1 protein-coding gene is annotated in these 799 nt (G+C 67.3%); it reads left to right on the forward strand.

Going from position 1 to position 799, the window contains the following annotated elements; genetic code table 11:
• Positions 1–799: IS701 family transposase (locus tag AC5LUJ_RS16900; RefSeq protein WP_493465272.1), on the forward strand; the 799-nt coding region annotated here is incomplete at its 3' end.

Raw genomic sequence — 799 nt, forward strand, 5'->3', positions numbered from 1 at the left:
ATCGATCCGTGTTTCGGGTCGGAGCAGCCTCGGGTGCAGGCACGGGCGTATGTGGCCGGGTTGTTGTCTCGGACGGAGCGGAAGAACGGGTGGACGCTCGCGGAATTCACCGGGCAAGAGGGCCCGCAGAAGATGCAGCGGCTACTGAACGGATATGTGTGGAACGCCGATCGGGTGCGTGACGTCGTCACGTCGTATGTGATCGAGAACCTGGCCGAGGCGGATGGTGTTCTGGTCGTCGACGAGACCGGGTTTGTGAAGAAAGGAACCCTGTCGGCCGGGGTGCAGCGGCAGTACTCGGGCACCGCGGGCCGGATCGAAAATTGCCAGATCGGTGTTTTCGCCGCGTATGTGTCCGGACGAGGGCGGGCGCTGGTCGACCGGGAACTCTACCTTCCCACGAGCTGGACCGATGACCGGGATCGGTGCGCCGCGGCGGGGGTGCCACGACGGCGGGGGTTCGCGACGAAGCCGCTGCTGGCGCTGGACATGGTCCGCCGGTTCTGGGCGTCCCACCGGGAGTTGGGGTGGGTCGCCGGCGATGAGGTGTACGGCGGCGACGCCGAGCTGCGGGACTGGCTGGAGGAGCATCGGATCGGTTATGTGCTGGCGGTCGCGTGCGACACCATGGTGACCACCGCGGTCGGCCGCCGCCGGGTCGACACTCTCGCCGGACTGGTTCCCGCCGGCGCGTGGGAGACGTATTCCAGTGCGGATGGCGCGAAAGGCCCTCGGTTGTATGACTGGGCGCTGGTCGATACCACTGATCTCGCCGGACCGGAGAACCGGGCGCAGCAGG

Source organism: Protofrankia sp. CiP1_Cm_nod3, from assembly GCF_982290655.1.